General features: G+C 43.8%; 16 protein-coding genes. 9 read left to right on the forward strand and 7 right to left on the reverse strand.

Going from position 1 to position 15,503, the window contains the following annotated elements:
* Window positions 1–29: 29 nt before the first annotated feature.
* The 4 genes from ACO1B7_RS13305 to ACO1B7_RS13320 are packed head-to-tail and all read left to right on the forward strand — an operon-like array spanning window position 30 to window position 3,764.
* Complete coding sequence (locus tag ACO1B7_RS13305) at window positions 30–536, forward strand: low molecular weight protein-tyrosine-phosphatase (RefSeq protein WP_004278810.1); 507 nt, start codon at window positions 30–32, stop codon at window positions 534–536.
* 3 nt (window positions 537–539) lie between these two features.
* Window positions 540–1,580: a UDP-N-acetylmuramate dehydrogenase gene (gene murB, locus ACO1B7_RS13310; RefSeq protein ID WP_423090232.1), complete on the forward strand. Its 1,041-nt coding sequence runs from the start codon at window positions 540–542 to the stop codon at window positions 1,578–1,580.
* Between the two features lies 1 nt (window position 1,581).
* Complete coding sequence (locus ACO1B7_RS13315) at window positions 1,582–2,721, forward strand: YdcF family protein (protein WP_004278807.1); 1,140 nt, start codon at window positions 1,582–1,584, stop codon at window positions 2,719–2,721.
* Complete coding sequence (locus ACO1B7_RS13320) at window positions 2,721–3,764, forward strand: alpha/beta hydrolase (RefSeq protein ID WP_004278806.1); 1,044 nt, start codon at window positions 2,721–2,723, stop codon at window positions 3,762–3,764. The genes ACO1B7_RS13315 and ACO1B7_RS13320 overlap by 1 nt, the downstream gene beginning before the upstream one ends.
* A 68-nt stretch (window positions 3,765–3,832) precedes the next feature.
* On the opposite strand, the gene ACO1B7_RS13325 is transcribed toward ACO1B7_RS13320, so the two are convergent.
* Both ACO1B7_RS13325 and ACO1B7_RS13330 read right to left on the reverse strand, forming a co-directional pair.
* Complete coding sequence (locus tag ACO1B7_RS13325; RefSeq protein WP_004278804.1) at window positions 3,833–5,503, reverse strand: FMN-binding glutamate synthase family protein; 1,671 nt, start codon at window positions 5,501–5,503, stop codon at window positions 3,833–3,835.
* A 501-nt stretch (window positions 5,504–6,004) separates the two neighbouring features.
* Entirely contained in the window at window positions 6,005–7,012 is a 1,008-nt protein-coding gene (locus ACO1B7_RS13330; RefSeq protein ID WP_004278803.1) for a helix-turn-helix transcriptional regulator, read from the reverse strand.
* A 240-nt stretch (window positions 7,013–7,252) separates the two neighbouring features.
* Here ACO1B7_RS13330 and ACO1B7_RS13335 point away from each other — a divergent pair, with 240 nt between their 5' ends.
* From ACO1B7_RS13335 to ACO1B7_RS13355, 5 genes are all read left to right on the forward strand, one after another.
* Window positions 7,253–8,812, forward strand: coding sequence for a circularly permuted type 2 ATP-grasp protein (locus ACO1B7_RS13335; RefSeq protein WP_004278802.1), 1,560 nt, complete (start codon window positions 7,253–7,255; stop codon window positions 8,810–8,812).
* A gap of 22 nt (window positions 8,813–8,834) precedes the next feature.
* The gene (locus ACO1B7_RS13340; protein ID WP_004278801.1) at window positions 8,835–9,437 is read left to right on the forward strand and encodes an alpha-E domain-containing protein; all 603 of its coding nucleotides are present in this window, start codon (window positions 8,835–8,837) and stop codon (window positions 9,435–9,437) included.
* Window positions 9,434–10,213 (forward strand): transglutaminase family protein, encoded by a 780-nt coding sequence (locus ACO1B7_RS13345; protein ID WP_004278799.1) that lies wholly within the window; start codon window positions 9,434–9,436, stop codon window positions 10,211–10,213. Before ACO1B7_RS13340 ends, ACO1B7_RS13345 begins: the two co-directional genes overlap by 4 nt.
* A 13-nt stretch (window positions 10,214–10,226) precedes the next feature.
* Window positions 10,227–10,961: a proteasome-type protease gene (locus ACO1B7_RS13350; protein WP_004278798.1), complete on the forward strand. Its 735-nt coding sequence runs from the start codon at window positions 10,227–10,229 to the stop codon at window positions 10,959–10,961.
* Window positions 10,962–11,042: 81 nt separating this feature from the next.
* Window positions 11,043–11,474 carry a BLUF domain-containing protein gene (locus ACO1B7_RS13355; RefSeq protein WP_004278796.1) on the forward strand — a complete coding sequence of 144 codons (432 nt, stop codon included), beginning with the start codon at window positions 11,043–11,045 and terminating at the stop codon, window positions 11,472–11,474.
* 47 nt (window positions 11,475–11,521) lie between these two features.
* Here the strand turns inward: ACO1B7_RS13355 and alr are convergent, their stop codons facing one another.
* The 5 genes from alr to rpsF all read right to left on the reverse strand — a co-directional run bounded on the left by alr (window position 11,522) and on the right by rpsF (window position 15,383).
* Window positions 11,522–12,592, reverse strand: coding sequence for an alanine racemase (gene alr / locus ACO1B7_RS13360; RefSeq protein WP_004278795.1), 1,071 nt, complete (start codon window positions 12,590–12,592; stop codon window positions 11,522–11,524).
* Window positions 12,593–12,641: 49 nt separating this feature from the next.
* On the reverse strand, window positions 12,642–14,084 hold the full coding sequence (dnaB, locus tag ACO1B7_RS13365) for a replicative DNA helicase (protein ID WP_004278794.1): 1,443 nt from the start codon (window positions 14,082–14,084) through the stop codon (window positions 12,642–12,644).
* Between the two features lie 216 nt (window positions 14,085–14,300).
* Window positions 14,301–14,747 (reverse strand): 50S ribosomal protein L9, encoded by a 447-nt coding sequence (rplI, locus tag ACO1B7_RS13370; protein ID WP_004645413.1) that lies wholly within the window; start codon window positions 14,745–14,747, stop codon window positions 14,301–14,303.
* A 9-nt stretch (window positions 14,748–14,756) separates the two neighbouring features.
* Window positions 14,757–14,984: a 30S ribosomal protein S18 gene (gene rpsR, locus ACO1B7_RS13375; RefSeq protein WP_004278792.1), complete on the reverse strand. Its 228-nt coding sequence runs from the start codon at window positions 14,982–14,984 to the stop codon at window positions 14,757–14,759.
* A 12-nt stretch (window positions 14,985–14,996) separates the two neighbouring features.
* Window positions 14,997–15,383: a 30S ribosomal protein S6 gene (rpsF, locus tag ACO1B7_RS13380; protein WP_004278789.1), complete on the reverse strand. Its 387-nt coding sequence runs from the start codon at window positions 15,381–15,383 to the stop codon at window positions 14,997–14,999.
* Between the last annotated feature and the right edge of the window lie 120 nt (window positions 15,384–15,503).

Below are 15,503 nucleotides of genomic sequence, written 5' to 3' on the forward strand. Positions count from 1 at the left end.
CTTAAAATAAAGTAGCTCTGAGGTTGTTTATGTCATCCAGAACGCCATACAAGGTGTTATGTGTTTGTTTGGGAAATATTTGCCGCTCTCCCACGGCAGAAGTTGTACTCAGACATTATTGTGATGAACAGCAACTGAATATTGTGGTCGATTCTGCCGGAACCAGTAATTATCATCCGGGCAAGGCACCGGACTTGCGTAGCCAGCAGCATGCGCTGAAACGTGGCTATGACCTTTCAGCACTTCGCGCACGTCAACTTATTCCGCATGATTTTATTGATTATGATCTGATTCTGGCGATGGATCTGGAGAATTTATCCAATATCCAGAACATACAGCGTCTGGCAGAAACTCAGTTTGGTCATGTACGTGCACGTGTGGCATTGATGAGTGAACATGATCAGACCTATCCGAAACAGGCCTTACCGGATCCCTATTATGGCGAAGCGGATGGCTTTGAACGGGTGCTTGATCAGTGTGAGTCCAGCAGCCAGGCCTGGATTGAGATTTTTAAACAGAATTTACACAAGGTTTAAGCGATGCAGATTCAAACCCAGGTTCAACTTAAACCTTTTAATACCTTAAATTTAGAAGCAGTTGCTTCGCACTATGCTCAGATTCAATCCACCGCTGATCTGCTAACTGCACTGGATTTTGCGGAACAGCAGCAACTCAATTTGCTGATCCTGTCAGGCGGCAGTAATATGTTGTTGCCGGAGCAGATTGATGCGCTAGTTCTGCATATGGATATTCAAGGCATTGAAATGCTGGATGCTGATGATCAGTCGCAACGTTTACGTGTAGGCGGCGGACAAGGCTGGCATGACTTCGTGCTCTGGACTACAGCACAAGGTCTGTATGGTTTACAAAATTTGGCCCTGATTCCTGGACGTGTCGGTGCTTCGCCAGTACAGAATATTGGCGCTTATGGCGTCGAAGTTGGCGAGTTTATCGATTCAGTTGAGGTCTATGACCGTCAGTTGAAACAGTTTGCTTCGATTGGCGCAGCAGATTGCCAATTTGCCTATCGGCATAGTATTTTTAAAGATGATCCTAATCGTTATGTGATTACCCATGTGATTTTTAGATTACTTAAACAGCCAGATTTGAAACTGAATTATGGTGATCTGAAGACTGCGGTCGGTGATCAGCTCACAGCAGAAAACTTGCAGCAACAGGTCATCCAGATTCGCCAGAGTAAATTGCCTGATCCACAAGAATTTCCCAACGTGGGCAGCTTCTTTAAAAATCCGGTGGTTGATCAGGCGGTCTTTGACCAAATTGCTGTATCTTTCCCGAATTTACCCCATTACCAGCAAACGAATGCTCAAGTTAAACTGGCAGCAGGCTGGTTGATTGATCAGGCGGGCTGGAAGGGTAAACAGTTGGGGCCTGTCGGCATGTTTCATAAACAGGCGCTGGTGTTGGTGAATTATGGTCAGGCCTCTCTCACCGATGTCCGTAAAACGTATCGTGCAGTACAACAGTCAGTTTGGGAAAAATTTAGTCTATTGCTGGAGCCTGAACCTGTATTGTTCGATAAAAATGGCTTGATCCGTTCTCATCAGGAAGAGGAATAACATGAAAAACACCCATTGGATGGTACGTTTGCTACAAATTGTCACTGGACTGTTTGTGCTATGCGGCTGTCTACTGGTGTTGGTTTATACGCCTTTTTACTCAAAAATGATCGTCAAGGGCTTAAACCAGTTTGTCTCCTTAGAGCTAAATGAAGTCGCGGCTCAAAGCCAGAAAATGGCTGCACTCAGCGAACATGAAAATCTGGAACCTGGCTCTGATTTATGGATTGCCCGTCAGGCGTATTTAAAGGTCATGGAACAGGATATCCAGCAAAATAACTCGGCCAACCTGATGCTGATTCAGGCACGTTATAAAGCACTGCAGCAGGTGATTGAAGAATATCAACGCGAACAGCAAGATCAAAAAGCAGAGCAAAGTCCACCTGCTCAGGTGCCCTTATTGTCCTCTCAGGAAGAAGCAGAACCAGCCGATCCGACAGCCAATGTCCGGGAATTGCTGGAGTGGGACAGTAGTGAAAATAAGGAACGCATTGAGCAATATATGGAGTTTTTGACGACGCATCCACTTGAGCAGGGTGAAGCCAGTTCGGTACAGGAAACCGATGGAGAGGAAATCCAGCAGGACTTGGCTTTACTACAAGAGCAACAGCAGGCTAAACCGGCGAATAGCTCCCAACCTTATGCCATTGTGGTATTGGGTGGTGGCTTAACCCTAGATGACCAAGGCAAAGAGATCATCGTCAATAACTATACGCGACTACGTCTGGAAACTACGCTGGCAGTAGAGAAACATTATCAGTTGCCGATTGTTCTGAGTGGGGTCGAAGCGCCGTATATGCAGCGCTGGTTAAAAAATCATGGTGTCGATGCCAAATTACTGGAAGATCGCAGCATGAACACCTGTGAAAATACCCGTTTCAGTTCATTATTATTACAAAAGAAAGGTGGAGCGCCTACAGTGATTCTGATTACGGATCGTTATCATATGCCGCGTACCCGCCGTTTATTTGCGTTAAATGGCATACAAACCATTCCGGTAGAAGCGCCGATGCCAACGCCATTGACACGATGGCGTCCAAGTGCACAAAATTATGATCACAGTCGTCGTGCCAATTATGAAATGTTGGCGACCATGCGCGATATGTGGTTTGGATCCAGTGACTGTCGGGAGGTGCCATAATGTCTGATATCCCATTTTTAAATCCCACCATTCTGAAACAGCTGGATTTACCCATTCCGAGTCGGGATGTTACGCCTCAACTCTTGCCACCTTTAAACCTGAATCGTAGTGATGAACCGCCGATTGATCTGCAGTCCTATCGAAAGCTTTATGGTTTTGATTTACTGGACTGCAAACACTGGCAGGGCTATGTACAGATGCCATTATTCAAGTTGCATGTACAGGTGTTTGAACCGAATCTGGAAAATACCCGCTTTGACAAGATTCAGGGAACTGCTTTTCTGTTGCATGGTTATCTGGAACATAGCGGCATTTATCAGCCGATTGTCAAAGAGCTTTTAGAACAGGGTTTTAGTGTGTTGACCTATGATCTGCCTGGACATGGTCTGAGTGATGGTTCACCTGCCAGCATTCAGAATTTTGATCATTATCAGCAGGTTTTGCATGCCGTACATCGTTATGTGCAACATGCCTCACAATTACCGAAACCTTGGGTTGGCATCGGGCAGAGTACCGGCGGTGCGATCTGGATGCACCATTTACTGGAATTTGCAGAACGTCGTGAAAATCCTTTTGTTGAGCGGGTCTTGCTATTATCACCATTGATTCGTCCCGCCAAAACTGCCTGGTGGCATAATTCGGTCGGATTGGGCATTATTAGCCGAATCAAACGTGAAGTTCCCCGGCATTTCAGACGCAATAATCATAATCCGGAGTTTCTGCGTTTTATCCGGCTTAAAGATCCATTACAACCACGAATGATGGGCATGGACTGGATTTTAGCGATGTCACGCTGGATGCTGGAAATGGAAGCGCGTCCGGCTTGTCGTATTCCAGTCTGGCTAGCACAGGGTGCACAGGATCAGACTGTGGACTGGCGTTATAATATCGAATTTATCCGACGTAAATTCAGACTCCAGACTTTGCTTATGCTAGAAGAGGGTTCGCATCAGTTAATCAATGAGCGTGCTGATATTCGTGCTGCATTGACGGGTTTGATTCCTGCCTTTCTGCATGCACACGGCAGCAAAACTTATTATTAATAGATTGAAAATTTAATATTTAAAAAGGCGTTTATGAAAACGCCTTTTTTAGTTCTAATGCTATTGATTTAAAATTTTTCTAATTGGGCCAAATTCCACATCCGGAAGTAGAAGTTCTCCTCATCCTTATTTTCACAGGACAATAATTCACCTTCTTTGAGCCAAAAATGAATCTGCGCAAAGTTCTTTATTTCGTGATTATTCACGCGTTGTGCCAGATGATGCGCCTTAATAGCGGAAGGGTGTTTGAGACCTGCGGAAGCTATTAATTCAGACAGGGCATGTAAGGTGTTTTTATGAAAATGAAACACCCGTTCGGCCTTGGTCGGCACATGTAAGGCTTTCTGGCGATCTTTGTCTTGGGTGGTGACTCCGACAGGGCATTGATTGGTATGACAACTTTGTGCCTGAATACAGCCCACTGCAAACATAAAACCACGGGCAGAGTTCACCCAATCCGCACCAATGGCAAGCGTGCTGGCAATATCGAATGCACTAATTATTTTACCACTTGCACCAATTTTGATCTTATCTCTCAAACCTGCACCAACCAGGGTATTGTGTACAAACAGCAAACCTTCTCTTAATGGGGCACCAACATAGTCAATTAATTCAATGGGTGCAGCTCCCGTTCCACCTTCAGAGCCATCAACCACAATAAAATCTGGGTAAATCTGGGTATGTAACATAGCTTTGACCATGCTCATAAACTGCCACGGCTGGCCCAGACATAGCTTAAATCCGACCGGTTTTCCGTTGGAAAGTTCACGTAATTTTTGTATGAAATGCATCATTTCAATCGGTGTGCTAAATGCCGGATGACTCGAAGGTGAAACACAATCATGATCACGGCTGATGCCTCGAATTTGGGCAATTTCTTCCGAAATTTTACTTTTAGGTAAAATACCGCCGTGGCCAGGTTTTGCGCCTTGCGAAAGCTTGATTTCAATCATCTTCACTTGGGGTAATTTGGCTTGTGCAGCAAAACGTTCCGGATCAAATTGCCCATCTAAAGTACGGCAGCCAAAATAACCACTGCCAATTTCCCAGACCAGATCACCGCCATATTCCAGATGGTAGGGGCTGATACTGCCTTCGCCTGTATCATGGAAAAAATCACCTTTTTTAGCGCCGAGATTAAGGGCTCTTATTGCATTGGCACTCATGCTGCCAAAGCTCATGGCTGAAATATTTAAAATAGAAGCTGAAAAGGGCTGGGTACATTGCTCATTTCCAATCAGGATGCGAAAAGTCTGCGGATCGGCAACTTTGCAGGGCGTGATGGAATGACTAACAAAACGGTAATTATCTTCATAGACATTCAGGATCGAGCCGAAAGGTTTATCAGAATTTTCATTTTTTGCCCGCTGATACACCAGACTGCGCTGCATACGGGAAAAAGGCAGTGCGTCCCGGTCGGCTTCAATAAAATACTGACGAATCTCGGGACGGAATTCCTCAAAGATAAAGCGGAAATGTCCCATAATGGGATAATTTTTCAGAATGGAATGCTTATTTTGTAGTACATCATACAAACCCAGCAAACTCAGCAGAATGCTCAGGATCCATAGGGTATTCACTAACGTTTGCGGCATAAAATAATAGATATAACGCGGTGAATAACCGATATGAAATGTAGTAAAAATCACTGCAATCAGAATGCAGGCAAACCAGACCGAATGGCGGGAAAAGAAAGTATTGAGCAGCTTGTGACGTACTAATTGAGCAGGGTTAGCCATTGTAAAATTAAGTCCCTATTTCTACTTCTATAGGGCTTTATGATGTGCAGAGCGAGGTATCTTATACAAGCAGAGAATTGTTATTCGATTTTATAAACTTGCCGAAAATGCTATTAAGCCAGACAATGAATCGGCAGCGATTACAGATAAATTTTACGGAAAAAGTTCTATAGAAAAAATCTGCAAAAGACATGCATTCTATTTATTTCACAAGTAAGGCGGATGACTTTATAGTCGGTTTATTCACTACATAGGAGTCTTAAACCATGACCAAAAAATCCATTCGCTTTAATGATGCTGAGCTGGCTTGCTCATGTCTCAGTCATTTTTAAATATTGATGTTTCATTCAAGCTGCATTTCGGGGTGTCAAAGAAAAGCAGATTGGCACAGCGGCAGATCACCACAACAAGAATAAAAATATAAGCATAATTCTCCAGTCCCCAATTTGGGGATTTTTTTATTCTGGAATACCTAAAAGAATCTGGATGAAGCCTGTGTAGTTAAGGGTTTTCCTCATCCAGTTGAGCGACTGCATTGGCCACAATACTCGGTTCAATATGTTTAATCTTTTTACCAAAGCTACGCAGCCACCAGACCAGTTGAGAGGTAAATGGCACGGTAGCAGTGATCAGCGACATGCCATCTTCCATTTTTTCAATTTTCTGGTCTTTACTGAGCTGGCTTTCCTCAAAGTAATGCGCATCCGACTCTGACATGCTGAGTTTAAGCGTGACATTTTCGGTGGGATGGTTGAAGTCCACCCGGAAGCCCAGTGCACCAGAATCAATATAATCATCAATATCGAAATTGACCGGATGCAAGGCACGTGAATTCAGCACGACGGCCGATTTAAAGCGGTGCAGTGCAAAGGTCTGGATATCCGATTTGTCATGACGGGTACACACCAGATAAATGATTGACCCTTTTTGTACCAATGCCAGAGGATTGAGAATATAGGTTTTTTCTTCGCTGTTATGACCACGGCCCTGATACACACATTCCAGTTGTTTGTCCTGTAACAGGCCTTCATACACCGCTTGCTGCGCGGCCTTATCTACCACAGGTGGAATCAGCGGTTGGGTGGCCGGAACAATGCGTACGCGGTTAATCCATTGCCGGACATTGTTCTGGGAAGAAAGACTGCGTCGTGCCAGATCAAACCACGGATTCATTTCCTCGATCAGGCTCGGTGGCAGCAGATGTTTTAAATGTTCTTCGACCATCATGAAAGTGACCGCTTGCGAGCTGGTCATATGCGGCAAACTTTGCAGCGGCGCATCTGAACGCCAACGCCAGCCTTGCGGCGTGGTTTTACTGCTTTCAATTGGAAAGCGTTGCGCAATCTGATTCAGGTCACGCTGAATGGTACGTAGACTGATATCAATGCCTTCGCGATTCAGGATTTCCTGTAATTCACGTGTTCCCATCCATTTGCCGGTAGAAAGACGCGACAAAATTTGCCATTGGCGATACAGACTGTTTGAAGTTTCTTTTTCTTGTGCTGACATAATTTATTTTGCTGGCAATAAAGAAGAGGGGATTTAGGCTTAGCTTAACACAATAAAAAAACTCTCATTTTTTCGCAAGTCCCTCTGTGCAACATTTGTCCTACAATTCTAAAACAACTTGGTCGAAAATAGCATTGAGTTCATTGGGCATTTATTAGATTAATGGTAATTGAAATGCAGATGTCATGGCATGGATATTGCTTTGATTTAATTATAATAGATGATAATACGAGGGTTTGTATGCTTAAAGGAAATCGGGATACAAATGTGATTGAAACAATTGATAAATTTAGTTCCCAGAATATTGGAAAAAATTTTATAGACACTAAAACTACAGCGGTATCTACTACAACAAACCCACAACTTTTACTGCAGCAGTTATCTTCAAAGTTCTTTAATGAAATGCAGGATGAACATGTGCTGTCCAGTCAGGCAGGTCAAAGACTGGAAGAATGGTTATCTCAACATACGCTGGATGAACTCAATGCACTGAATCAGGTAGCAAAAGAACATTTTTTAAATCATGGTATTACCTTTACCGTTTATGGCGATGAAGAAGGCGTAGAACGCACTATTCCCTACGATATCATTCCGCGAGTCATAGACCGGAAACAGTGGAATATGGTGGCTTTAGGCTCGGCACAACGAGTACGGGCGCTAAATTTATTCTTACATGATATTTATCATCAACAGGACATTTTAAAAGCCAATATCATTCCTGAGTTGCAGATTTTAACTCATGAAGCCTATCAGCCGCATATGTATCAACATAGCTTGAAAGGCGGGATTTATAGCCAGATTAGCGGGATCGATGTGATCCGTGATTCCAAGGGCGAGTTTTATGTCTTAGAAGATAATCTCAGAACGCCATCTGGCGTGTCTTATATGCTGGAATGCCGCAAGATCAGTGAAAAACTGATGCCGAAAGTATTCGAGCAGTCCAAGATTGCCGGAATCGAGCAATATCCACAATTATTAAAAGAAATCCTGATCGAAAATGCTTATGTCGATAAGCCATTTGTGGTGGTACTGACCCCAGGACGTTTTAATAGTGCTTACTATGAACATTCTTTCCTTGCAAGAGAGATGGATGTGCCATTAGTAACATCACGTGACCTTTTTGTTGATGACTCGAAGGTTTATGTAAAAACCATACGTGGTCGCCAACGAGTCGATGTTATTTATAGACGGGTCGATGATGCGTTTCTTGATCCTTTATGCTTTAAACCGGATAGCACTTTGGGTGTCGCTGGCTTGATGTCAGCTTATTTGCAAAATAATGTTGTGATTGCCAATGCACCGGGAACCGGTGTGGCAGATGACAAATCGGTTTATCCATATGTCGACAAAATGATTCGTTTTTATTTGGGCGAGCAGTCAATTCTAAAAAATGTTCCGACTTATCAATGTCGTAATTCTGAAGAATTAGACTATGTCGTGGCTCATCTGGATCAGCTGGTGGTGAAAGAAGCGCAGGGTTCGGGCGGTTATGGCATGCTCATTGGACCACAAGCGTCTAAACAGCAAATTGAAACTTTCAGGGAGAAAATTTTAGCTGCGCCGCATTTATATATTGCGCAGCCAACTTTGGACTTATCGGTTAGTCCGACTTTGACCAATTTTGGTATTGCTGAACGTCATATCGACTTACGCCCATTTGTATTAAGTTCGCCTTATCGTACTGAAATCGTACAGGGTGGCTTGACACGCGTGGCGATGCAGCCCGGTTCACTGGTGGTGAATTCATCACAAGGTGGCGGTATCAAAGATACCTGGGTAGTCGACAATTTACATTCATAAGATTCCAAAGAAGGAAAATGTCATGGTTTTGCTGAATAGCAATGCACAACATATTTTTTGGTTAGGGCGTTATTTATCTCGCACTCATTTTTTATGTGCGCGCTTTCCATTTTTAGAAGACGAAGCGGCAGTAGCGTATGCCCATGCTTTCTGTTTGCCTGCCTTTGATGCCAGTTCCCTAAATGAGCTGGTACTTGATCCTACGCAAGTGGCGTCTTTTAGCCAGCAGTTTAAAGTAGCTAAAGACAATATTCAGGAATTACGCGGGGTGCTGTCTGCTTCAGGCTATGCGGAACTGATGAAATTGATCAAAACCGCAGACAAAAATGCTGGTTATATCTGTGAAGTGGTGACGGAATGTGAAGATATTCTGGAAGCCGAATCTTCCGATATTTTTCTGTTTTTTAGTCTAGGGCAATGTGTCGAACAGCTCGATCATCAGTTACGTCTGGGTGAAGAAACCAGTACTACACTCTGCAAGATTGATTATGTGGTCAGAATTTTGGTAGAGATGGGCTGGAATGATCTGGAACAGTACTGGGAGCAGTTGCGTACAGAACCGAACCGGATTCAGTTTTACCAGTTTAGCGACCATATTCATCAACTGTTTGAGGCAGATGTATGAAATTGATGGTGAATCACCAAACGCATTATATGTACACGGCCGAGGTGAGGAACAGTATTCAGTACATTAAAATGATGCCTTCGAGCAATGCGCATCAGCGGGTGCATTCCTGGGATATTAGTGTGCCGGGTAATAAAGAAATCCGGAAAGATGCATTTCATAATCTGTGGATGACCTGTAGCCAGCGGGAGCCTTATTATTCCCTGACTATCATGGCGCAAGGGATTGTTGAACTGAATCCTGCGCATCAGAGTGGACTGAATGATTCAATCAATCCCAATCTTTTTCTACAGCCGACCGAATCGACACAATGTAATGCAGCAATGAAAGACTTTGCACAACGTCATGTTCCTGCATTAACCCGTCAGCATTTGATTGGACTGGCACAGGCCTTGCTGGAGCATGTGCCTTATATTTCCAACAGTACTTCAGTGCAAGGCTCTGCAATAGATGCCTTTGAGTCCAGACAGGGCGTCTGTCAGGACCATAGTCATATTTTTATTGCCATGTGCAAATATCTAGGTTTGCCTGCACGCTATGTTTCTGGTTATTTATATGCACAAAATGCTTCGCATCTGGCCAGTCACGCTTGGGCAGAGGTGTTTGTAGACCAGACATGGTATTGTTTTGATGTCAGTAATCTGTTGTTTACTCCAAGTTCGCATGTTTATGTGGCGATTGGACGGGATTATTGGGATGTGGCGCCGGTACGCGGTGTCAGAGAAAAGGGCGGTGTGGAATCCATGCATTCCATCGTTCAAGTGCTAGGATGTTAATAAGGACGAATGAATGACGTATTGTTGTGCACTACGTTTAGAGCAAGGTATGCTTTTTATCAGTGATACCCGGACCAATGCCGGAGTAGATCACATTTCTGTATTTCGAAAGTTGTATACCTTTGGTATTCCTGGTGAACGTATGATCGTCATACAGGCATCCGGAAATCTGGCAACCACACAAGCCGTGATTGGGCATATCAAAAATCAGCTCGAACTGAAGCAGGAACCCAATATCTTGAGTCTGCACACCATGTTTGATGTCGCTGAGCTGGTGGGTAGTATGCTGAAAAAAGTGATTGCCAATGTTACGAGCGATATTTCGGAACAAAGTAATTATTATTGCAATCTGCTGGTCGGGGGGCAACTTAAAGATCAGGATATGCAGCTTTATCATGTTTATCCGCAAGGGAACTTTATCTGTGCCACACGCGATACGCCGTATTTCCAGATTGGCGAAAGTAAATATGGCAAGCCAATCTTGGATCGTGCGCTGACTTATGATATGCCGCTGGATGAAGCTTTGCGCTGTTCCCTGATTTCATTTGCATCGACCCTACGTTCCAATGTATCGGTCGGCATGCCCCTCGATGTGCTGGTCTATAAAAAAGACAGTCTGATCATGCCAAGAGGCAAGCGTATTGCCGAAGATGATGAGTATTTCACGTCAATCAGCCGGCAATGGTCAGAGACCTTAAAAAAAGGACTGGCAGAACTTCCTGTTCCCTCTAATGAGTATTTCTTATAAAAACCTATCGTGATTCAGGCTTTTCGCGTACAGTATTAACTTCTATGCAGTCCAGCATAATAAAAATAGAGAAGTTAGCGCATGTACCAATTTTGTTACGCCAGTAAAAGTACTTCTCCCAAAACTGATTTGCTTGAAGATTTAGCGAATATTTTGAAAGAAGCCCGTGATTTTAATTACCAGCATCAAGTGACAGGTGTACTTTATTTCGCAGATGGTCATTTTTTTCAATGTCTGGAAGGTGAATGTCCCACTTTAAAAAGTCTGCTGGTGGAGCGACTGAATAAAGATCCTCGCCATCAGGACATTAAACTATTTGAAACCAAGGAAATTGAATATCCAAGTTTCCCGGACTGGTCCATGAAATATATTTCCAAACGTAGTCAGATCCAACAATTCTGTCGGGAAATGGGATTTGATGACTTTAATCCTTTTGCCTTTCAGCAAACTCATGTCGATGCCTTATTAATGCAATTATGCATAGAGCAGGGCGAGGAACAAAAGTCAGCCTAAAGAAAAAGCCCAACATAGATTGGGCTTTTTTAACTCTTAAGATTAGATCAAACTACTTTGCGTAGTGGACGATTGCTCAGTCGGCATAATAGTTCATAACCAATCGTGCCATTCGCTTCTGCAACATCGTCAATCAGACGGGTTTTACCCCAAAGTTCAACTTCTGTGCCCAATTGCACATCTAATCCTGTGACATCAATAGCGATCATATCCATCGCTACGCGGCCAATCACGCGAGTTTGCTGACCATTGATTGCGACATAGTTCTGTTTAGGGAAAGCGCGAGGATAACCGTCACCATAGCCAATTGAAACAATGGCCAAAGTCATGTTTTGGTCTGCGGTGAACGTCGAACCATAACCGACATGCTCACCTGCTTGAATCTCATTCAAGGCAATAATCTCGGCAGTAAAGGTCATGACCGGTTTCAAATCCAGGTCATGTACATCACGGTCTGCAAAAGGCGTCGCGCCGTAGAGCATGATCCCGGGACGGACATAGTCAAAATGCAATTCTGGATATTTATAGATTGCAGCCGAGTTACAGCAAGAGGCTAAAATTGGAGCGCAGTCATTTTTAATTTCCAGGAATTGACGGATTTGTTCATCATTCAGTGGATGCTCGGCATCGGCATTGGCAAAATGCATGGCTAGCACGCAACTAAAGCCTTCAGCTTTTAGCGTATGAATTACATCTTTGATCACATCAATCTTAAAACCTAATCGGTTCATGCCGCTGTTCAGTTTGACCCAGACTTTAAGATCTTTGGCGATATAGGTCTCTTTATGAGCCAGTAACCAGTCGAGTTGGGCCTGATGATGTACCACAACTTCAATATTCTGTTCGATTACGATTGGCATCTCATCTGCAGAAAAAACACCTTCGATGAGCGTGATCGGCTGTAGATAGCCCAATTCACGAATTTCCAGGGCTTCTTGCAGGCAGGCGACACCAAAGGCATCGGTTTCGCTTAAGGCTGCTAAGCAGTCTTTAACTCCGTGTCCATAAGCATTGGCCTTTACCATGCTGACTATTTTCGCGGTTGGGGCAAGTTGTTTGACACGGTTTAAATTATATTGCAGCGCAGCGCTGTCAATATAAACTGTAGCTTGACGCACCCTAAATTACTCCTAGAGGGACGATGGAAATGTGATGACGAGAGTCTGATTACTCTTCATCATCATACTGAGCATAGAACTCAGGTGAGAGATTACTAAAGCGGGTATATTGACCTTCGAATGCCAGACGTACGGTACCAATCGGGCCGTTACGCTGTTTGCCGATAATGATTTCGGCGGTGCCAGCTTCCTTGGATTCCTTGTTATAAACCTCATCACGGTAAATAAACATGATCAAGTCGGCATCCTGCTCGATCGCACCAGATTCACGCAAGTCGGACATCACCGGACGTTTGTTTGGACGGTTCTCCAGCGATCGGTTGAGCTGTGACAGGGCAATCACTGGACACTGCATTTCCTTCGCCAAGGCTTTTAAGCTTCGGGAAATTTCCGAGATCTCGCCAACACGGTTATCACCCATGCCAGGGACTTTCATCAGCTGCAGGTAATCGACCATGATGCAGCCCAGCTTTCCGCCATGCATTTTGGCAATACGACGCGCACGGGCACGTAATTCTGTCGGCGGCAGTGCAGAAGAATCATCGATATACAGATTTTTTTCTTGTAAATGCACAATGGTACTGGTGACTTTTGACCATTCATCACTGTCCATTTTACCAGAACGTAAATGTCCTTGATGCACGCGACCAAATGATGAAATCAAACGCATGGCGATCGAGTCGGCTGGCATCTCCATTGAATAGACCAGAGCAGGCAGGTTGTTATTGAATAAAACACTTTCGACCAGATTCATGGCAAAGGTGGTTTTACCCATGGATGGACGCGCTGCGACAATAATCAGGTCACCGGATTGCATGCCGGAAGTTTTGTTATCCAGTTCCACAAAACCAGTAGTTAAACCGGTAATGCTACCTTCCATTTGTGACAGTTCATTTAATTTATCAAATACGTCCGCAACCACCGAGTTGATCGGCTTAGGGCCTTGCGCTTTGGCATTGTTATTATGCTGTTCGGCAATCGAGAAAATATTGGTCTCAGCCAGATCCAGAATTTCACTGACGGTACGGCCTTTGGTGTCATAGGCATTTTGTAAAATTTCAGAGCTGACTTTAATCATGCTGCGCAGGGTAGCAAACTCTTTAATTTTCCCAGCATAAGTTTCCAGGTTATAGAAACTTGAGGGTGAGTCTGCCATCAGCTGCATCAAATACTCTTCGCCACCAATTGCGTCGAGCAAGTTTTGTTTAATGAGCCAGTCATGCACCAGAACCGCATCATAAGGCGAGTTTTCTTTAGAGAGTTGCTCAATGGCACGGAAGATATATTTATGTCGGGTGGCATAGAAATCATTTTCGGTCAGCACATCACCGACCTGCTCAAAAGATTCAGCCACAGTCATAAGGGCAGCAAGTACAGCCTGTTCAATTGCTAAATTGTGTGGCGGAGTACGGAACTCCTTGAGATTGCTATTTTCAGTAACAATTTCCGGTTTAGCAGTAGCTACCTTTTTGCTGGCATTCGCCTGTGACATATAAATCCCTGATTTTAAATACAATGGTTAAATATCGTCGGAGATGAATAGCGTTTATTCACTACGAGATGAAATGATACGCGCTCTGATCAAAAATGCGAAGTGCAATTTTTTGTAAACACGAATAATAAAATGAATTTGACAGTGTTGGCTAGATTATATTTTTTAGAGATAAAAAAAGAGCATGCTTTCGCATGCTCTTTTTGAGGCGAGAAATTACTCAGCTACGATAGTAACTAGAACTTCTGCAGTAACATCATGGTGCAATTGGATTGCGATGTTAAATTCGCCAGTATGACGAAGCGCGCCATTTGGAAGACGTACTTCAGCACGGTCTACTTCTAGACCAGCATTTGTCAACGCGTCAGCGATGTCACGAGTACCGATAGAACCGAATAGTTTACCTTCGTCACCAGCTTTCGCAGTGATAACGATGTTCACTTCGTTCAATTGGTCAGCACGTGCTTGAGCAGCAGCTAAAACATCAGCTTCAGCTTTCTCAAGTTCAGCACGACGAGCTTCAAAAGCAGCAGTATTTGATTCTGTTGCAGCAACTGCCATACCTTGTGGGATAAGGAAGTTACGGCCGTAACCAGCTTTAACTGAAACTTTATCGCCTAGTTTACCTAGGTTTTTAATGCGTTGTAATAAGATAATATCCACAGCTCAACCTCACTTATGATTGTCAGTGTAAGGGATCAAAGACAAGTAGCGAGCTTGTTTGATAGCTAACGCTAATTGACGTTGGTAACGAGCTTTAGTACCTGTAATACGGCTAGGAACAATCTTGCCGTTTTCAGTGATGTACTGTTTTAAAGTGTCGATATCTTTGTAGTCGATGTACGTAACGTTCTCAGCTGTAAAGCGGCAGAACTTGCGACGACGGTAAAAACGTGCCATGTTATGTTCTCCTTAAGCTTCAGCAGAGTCTTGAGCGTGTTGTGCTTCTTCACGTTGAGCTTTACGCGCACGTTTTTCTTCAGCACTCTTCGCCAATAGTGACTCTTCAGTGATAGCGTTTTCACGACGAATGATAAGGCTACGAATGATTGCGTCGTTATAACGGAACAATTCTTCAAGCTCATCAAGAGTAGTTTGACCACACTCAACATTCATAAGAATGTAGTGAGCTTTGTGGATCTTGTTGATTGGGTAAGCCAATTGACGACGGCCCCAGTCTTCAAGACGGTGGATTTGACCTTCAGCTTCTTTGATGTGAGTTAGGTAGCGTTCTACCATACCAACGACTTGATCGCTTTGATCAGGGTGTACTAAAAGTACGATTTCGTAATGACGCATTGTCAGCTCCTTACGGTTTGGACAGCCCCAATTTAAGTAAATTGAAGCAAGGAGTCACAACCAAAGTTGTGTCGCAGTGTTTGCGAAGGGGGAATTGTAGTGATCTTTAGGGATAATTTC

Source organism: Acinetobacter lwoffii (assembly GCF_049367455.1).
Taxonomy (GTDB): Bacteria; Pseudomonadota; Gammaproteobacteria; order Pseudomonadales; family Moraxellaceae; genus Acinetobacter; species Acinetobacter lwoffii_W.

Bases quoted from the DNA above. Each gene is read 5' to 3' on its own strand.
- ACO1B7_RS13305 (WP_004278810.1), top strand. From the start codon at position 30: ATGTCATCCAGAACGCCATACAAGGTGTTATGTGTTTGTTTGGGAAAT.
- murB (WP_423090232.1), top strand. From the start codon at position 540: ATGCAGATTCAAACCCAGGTTCAACTTAAACCTTTTAATACCTTAAAT.
- ACO1B7_RS13315 (WP_004278807.1), top strand. From the start codon at position 1,582: ATGAAAAACACCCATTGGATGGTACGTTTGCTACAAATTGTCACTGGA.
- ACO1B7_RS13320 (WP_004278806.1), top strand. From the start codon at position 2,721: ATGTCTGATATCCCATTTTTAAATCCCACCATTCTGAAACAGCTGGAT.
- ACO1B7_RS13325 (WP_004278804.1), bottom strand. From the start codon at position 5,503: ATGGCTAACCCTGCTCAATTAGTACGTCACAAGCTGCTCAATACTTTC.
- ACO1B7_RS13330 (WP_004278803.1), bottom strand. From the start codon at position 7,012: ATGTCAGCACAAGAAAAAGAAACTTCAAACAGTCTGTATCGCCAATGG.
- ACO1B7_RS13335 (WP_004278802.1), top strand. From the start codon at position 7,253: ATGCTTAAAGGAAATCGGGATACAAATGTGATTGAAACAATTGATAAA.
- ACO1B7_RS13340 (WP_004278801.1), top strand. From the start codon at position 8,835: ATGGTTTTGCTGAATAGCAATGCACAACATATTTTTTGGTTAGGGCGT.
- ACO1B7_RS13345 (WP_004278799.1), top strand. From the start codon at position 9,434: ATGAAATTGATGGTGAATCACCAAACGCATTATATGTACACGGCCGAG.
- ACO1B7_RS13350 (WP_004278798.1), top strand. From the start codon at position 10,227: ATGACGTATTGTTGTGCACTACGTTTAGAGCAAGGTATGCTTTTTATC.
- ACO1B7_RS13355 (WP_004278796.1), top strand. From the start codon at position 11,043: ATGTACCAATTTTGTTACGCCAGTAAAAGTACTTCTCCCAAAACTGAT.
- dnaB (WP_004278794.1), bottom strand. From the start codon at position 14,084: ATGTCACAGGCGAATGCCAGCAAAAAGGTAGCTACTGCTAAACCGGAA.
- rpsR (WP_004278792.1), bottom strand. From the start codon at position 14,984: ATGGCACGTTTTTACCGTCGTCGCAAGTTCTGCCGCTTTACAGCTGAG.
- rpsF (WP_004278789.1), bottom strand. From the start codon at position 15,383: ATGCGTCATTACGAAATCGTACTTTTAGTACACCCTGATCAAAGCGAT.